The 5,345-nt window shown below is 57.7% G+C and carries 1 tRNA gene and 3 rRNA genes; all 4 read left to right on the top strand.

Annotated features, from left to right (window positions below):
- The first annotated feature begins 268 nt into the window (after positions 1–268).
- The 4 genes from EPL04_RS18480 to rrf all read left to right on the top strand — a co-directional run bounded on the left by EPL04_RS18480 (position 269) and on the right by rrf (position 5,345).
- A 16S ribosomal RNA gene (locus EPL04_RS18480) occupies positions 269–1,740 on the top strand.
- A 146-nt stretch (positions 1,741–1,886) separates the two neighbouring features.
- Positions 1,887–1,958: transfer RNA gene (locus EPL04_RS18485), tRNA-Ala, on the top strand.
- Between the two features lie 216 nt (positions 1,959–2,174).
- A 23S ribosomal RNA gene (locus EPL04_RS18490) occupies positions 2,175–5,090 on the top strand.
- A gap of 134 nt (positions 5,091–5,224) precedes the next feature.
- Positions 5,225–5,345, top strand: a 5S ribosomal RNA gene (gene rrf, locus EPL04_RS18495).
- Together the 16S, 23S and 5S rRNA genes with 1 tRNA gene alongside form the textbook arrangement of a ribosomal RNA operon.

Below are 5,345 nucleotides of genomic sequence, written 5' to 3' on the forward strand. Positions count from 1 at the left end.
ACGTGATTCGGGACGCGTTCAACTCGCGTCGCGATCTCGGACCGAACTCGCTTCGATGGGTTTAAGACCGATCGAAGCAAACGTTCAGGTCCGAAGGAAATGAGGATTCCACCCCTGCGGTCCGCCGTACACGATGGGATCTGATGTTAGCCCTGGCAGTTCGGTGACACCCGACCAACGATTTGGTTTGGCGTCGTCGAACTGACGGACATTTAGCATTCAGTTGCTTCCGCCAGAGACCCACCGAACCCTTCGTGGTTCGGCAACCATTCCGGTTGATCCTGCCGGAGGCCATTGCTATCGGAGTCCGATTTAGCCATGCTAGTCGCACGAGTTCACACTCGTGGCAGAAAGCTCAGTAACACGTGGCCAAACTACCCTATAGACCAGAATAACCTCGGGAAACTGAGGCTAATACTGGATACCGCTTCCGCTCTGGAGTGAGCGAAGCACCAAACGCTCCCGCGCTATAGGATGTGGCTGCGGCCGATTAGGTAGACGGTGGGGTAACGGCCCACCGTGCCGATAATCGGTACGGGTTGTGAGAGCAAGAGCCCGGAGACGGTGTCTGAGACAAGACACCGGGCCCTACGGGGCGCAGCAGGCGCGAAACCTTTACACTGCACGAGAGTGCGATAAGGGGACTCCGAGTGCGAGGGCATATAGTCCTCGCTTTTCTCGACCGTAAGAAGGTCGACGAATAAGAGCTGGGCAAGACCGGTGCCAGCCGCCGCGGTAATACCGGCAGCTCAAGTGATGGCCGCTGTTATTGGGCCTAAAGCGTTCGTAGCCAGCCAGCCAAGTTCGTCGGGAAATCCATCCGCTCAACGGATGGGCGTCCGGCGAAAACTGCCTGGCTTGGGGCCGGAAGACCTGAGGGGTACGTCCGGGGTAGGAGTGAAATCCTGTAATCCTGGACGGACCACCGGTGGCGAAAGCGCCTCAGGAAGACGGACCCGACGGTGAGGAACGAAAGCTAGGGTCACGAACCGGATTAGATACCCGGGTAGTCCTAGCTGTAAACGATGCTCGCTAAGTATGGCGCACACTACGAGTGTGCGCTGTGCTGTAGTGAAGACGAGAAGCGAGCCGCCTGGGAAGTACGTCCGCAAGGATGAAACTTAAAGGAATTGGCGGGGGAGCACTACAACCGGAGGAGCCTGCGGTTTAATTGGACTCAACGCCGGACATCTCACCAGCTCCGACAGCAGGAGTGACGATCAGTGTGATGAGCTTATCAGACCTGCTGAGAGGAGGTGCATGGCCGCCGTCAGCTCGTACCGTGAGGCATCCTGTTAAGTCAGGCAACGAGCGAGACCCGCATCCCTAATTGCCAGCAGTACCCTCGTGGTAGCTGGGTACATTACGGAGACCGCCACGGCCAACGTGGAGGAAGGAACGGGCAACGGTAGGTCAGCATGCCCCGAATGAGCTGGGCTACACGCGGGCTACAATGGCCACGACAACGGGTTCCAACCCCGAAAGCGGACGGTAATCTCTGAAACGTGGTCGTAGTTCGGATTGAGGGCTGAAATTCGCCCTCATGAAGCTGGATTCGGTAGTAATCGCGCTTCAGAAGAGCGCGGTGAATACGTCCCTGCTCCTTGCACACACCGCCCGTCAAAGCACCCGAGTGAGGTCCGGATGAGGCCTGGATTCCCAGGTCGAATCTGGGCTTCGCAAGGGGGCTTAAGTCGTAACAAGGTAGCCGTAGGGGAATCTGCGGCTGGATCACCTCCTACAGACCGGGACCATCCACACGGATGGCCCACACCCGTCCACCCCCAGCGGTGGACACCGAGGGGTCCTCGACGACTCCGACCGCTTCGGTGGTCGGGCACCTTCGAACTGCCAGGGCTGACGTAGTTCCTCCCCGTCCGGGGAGGGGGCCCATAGCTCAGCGGTAGAGTGCCTCCTTTGCAAGGAGGATGCCCTGGGTTCGAATCCCAGTGGGTCCATACCCGGATTGGAGCCGAACCGTGTCCCTTAAGTAGGAGACGGAGAAATGCTCTAATCCGAAGACCGATGCACTACCCCGTGAAAGCGCGGGTAGGAAGGGTTCGACGCACGCTCCCTCAACCACCGGGACGTGGCGATGACAACCGTATGTACGTGCAATCCAGGCGTCCACTGGATCCGAGTAACCGGGTCACAGTGCGATGCAATTCATTCCAACAGCGTGGCTACTGTGCCAGCTGGTGGATGGCTCGGCTCGAGCGCCGATAAAGGACGTGCCAAGCTGCGATAAGCCTGAGGAAGCCGCACGGAGGCGAAGAACTCAGGATCTCCGAATGGGAATCCCCACAGCAATTGCCTAGCGCAATGGGGAACGTCGAGAATTGAAACATCTCAGTATCGACAGGAACAGAAACCGAACGGGATGTCGTCAGTAACCGCGAGTGAACGCGACACAGTCCAAACCGAAGCCCTCACGGGCAATGTGGTGTCCGGACTGCCACTCATCGCTCGAACAGCCTCGTGAAGTCTCTTGGAACAGAGCGCGACACAGGGTGAAAGCCCCGTAACGAAGCCAAGTACAGCGTGCGGCAGCTCCAGAGTATCGGGGGTTGGATATCCCTCGTGAAGATCGCGGGCATCGACCGCGAAGACTAAACACGTCTCGAGACCGATAGCGAACAAGTAGCGCGAGCGAACGCTGAAAAGCACCCCACAAAGGGAGGTGCAATAGAGCCTGAAATCAGTTGGCGATGGAGCGACAGAGCTCACAAGGTCCCGTGAAAAACGACCGAGGTGCGAACCTCTAGTAGGAATCACGGGAAGCCGGTGTTCTGTCGTACGTTTTGAAAAACGAGCCAGGGAGTGTGTTGGTTTGGCGAGTCTAACCGGAGCATCCGGGCAGGCACAGGGAAACCAATATGGCCGCAGCCGTTAGGCGAGGGCCACCGTCTTCAAGGGCGGGGAGTCAAACCGACACGACCCGAAACCAGATGATCTATGCGTGGACAAGGCGAAGCGTACCGAAAGGCACGTGGAGGCCTGTTAGAGTTGGTGTCCTACAATACCCTCTCGTGATCTACGTATAGGGGTGAAAGGCCCATCGAATCTGGCAACAGCTGGTTCCAACCGAAACATGTCGAAGCATGACCTCTGCTGAGGTAGTCCGTGGGGTAGAGCGACCGATTGGAGGCGCCGACTTCGAGAGAAGTCGGCCCTCCTGTCAAACTCCAAACCTACGGACGCCGCCGACGCAGGGAATCCGGTGTGCGGGGTAAGCCTGTGCACCGTGAGGGAGACAACCCACAGCCGGGTTAAGGTCCCCAAGTGCGGACTAAGTGCGATCGAAGGTGGTCTCAAGCCCTAGACAGCCGGGAGGTGAGCTTAGAAGCAGCTACCCTCTAAGAAAAGCGTAACAGCTTACCGGCCGAGGTTTGAGGCGCCTAAAATGATCGGGGCTCAAGTCCGCCACCGAGACCTGGCCGCACCCGTCACAAGGTGATCGAGTAGGTTGGCAGTCCATTTGGGTGGAAGCTCGAACGAGAGTTCGCGTGGACCGAATGGTCACGAAAATCCTGGCCATAGTAGCAGCGTTAGTCGGGTTAGACCCCCGACGGCCTCATGAGCAAGGGTTCCTCGGCAATGCTGAACAGCCGAGGGTTAGTCGATCCTAAGTCTCGTCGCAATTCGAGCGAGACAAACGGGAAACTGGTTAATATTCCAGTACCTCTCTGCAGTGAAACCGACGCCTTGGGAACCATCGAACCGGGCATTCGCCCGGTCGAATCCGAGAAGTCCGTGGAAGCCGTAATGGCACGAAGCGAACGAAGCCGGAGACAGCGCAAGTCGATGTTACCTAGGGCCCGTGAAAAGGGAGCAGAGAGTTCGTACCGAGATCCGACACAGGTGCTCTGGCAGCGAAAGCCAAGGTCTGTCGGGAGCAACCGACGTTAGGGAATTCGGCAAGTTAGTCCCGTAAGTTCGCGATAAGGGATGCCTGCCTCTTTCGAGGCAGGTCGCAGTGACTCGGACGCTCCGACTGTCTAGTAACAACATAGGTGACCGCAAATCCGTAAGGACTCGTACGGTCACTGAATCCTGCCCAGTGCAGGTATCTGAACACCCGGTACAACGGGGCGAAGGACCTGTTAACGGCGGGGGTAACTATGACCCTCTTAAGGTAGCGTAGTACCTTGCCGCTTCAGTAGCGGCTTGCATGAATGGATCAACGAGAGCGTCACTGTCCCAACGTTGGGCCCGGTGAACTGTACGTTCCAGTGCGGAGTCTGGAGACCCCCAAGGGGAAGCGAAGACCCTATAGAGCTTTACTGCAGGCTGTCGCTGAGACACGGTCGCTAATGTGCAGCATAGGTAGGAGGCGTTACAGAGGTACCCGCGCCAGCGGGCCACCCAGCCAGCATTGAAATACTACCCGTTAGTGACTGTGACTCTCACTCCGGGAGGAGGACACCGGTAGCCGGGCAGTTTGACTGGGGCGGTACACGCTCGAAAAGATATCGAGCGTGCCCCAAGATTCTCTCATCCGTGTCAGAAACGCGGACTAGAGCGCAAGAGCATAAGAGAGTCTGACAGTGTCCTTCACAACGCGGGACGCTGACGCGAAAGCGTGGTCTAGCGAACCTATCAGCCTGCTTGATGCGGGCGATAGATGACAGAAAAGCTACCTTAGGGATAACAGAGTCGTCACTCGCAAGAGCACATATCGACCGAGTGGCTTGCTACCTCGATGTCGGTTCCCTCCATCCTGCCCGTGCAGAAGCGGGCAAGGGTGAGGTTGTTCGCCTATTAAAGGAGGTCGTGAGCTGGGTTTAGACCGTCGTGAGACAGGTCGGCTGCTATCTATTGGGGGTGTTACGGTATCTGACGGGAACGATCGTATAGTACGAGAGGAACTACGATTGGTTGCCACTGGTGTACCGGTCGTCCGAAAGGGCGCGTGCCGGGCAGCCACGCAACACGGGGTAAGAGCTGAACGCATCTAAGCTCGAAACCCACCTGGAAAAGAGATACCACTGAGACCACTCGTAGAAGACGAGTTCGATAGACTCGGGATGTACGCGCCGAGGCAACGAGGCGTTGAGTCCGCGAGCACTAACAGGTCAAAGCCACACACTCATTTGACTCGCACTGGGATCCGGATTGCTCGGATCCAGGCGCAAACTGGATTGCACGTACCATACGGTTGTTAGAAATCGTCGAATCACCGACTGTGGTCAGTTGATCGCGGTTCGATTCCGCGAGTCGGCGTTAAGGCGGCCAGAGCGGCGGGGCGACACCCGTACCCATCCCGAACACGGAAGTTAAGCCCGCCTGCGTATCGAGGAGTACTGGAGTGGGCGACCCTCTGGGAAATTCGATTCGCCGCCTGC

It is taken from the genome of Halorussus marinus (assembly GCF_004521895.1).
GTDB classification, from domain to species: domain Archaea; phylum Halobacteriota; class Halobacteria; order Halobacteriales; family Haladaptataceae; genus Halorussus; species Halorussus marinus.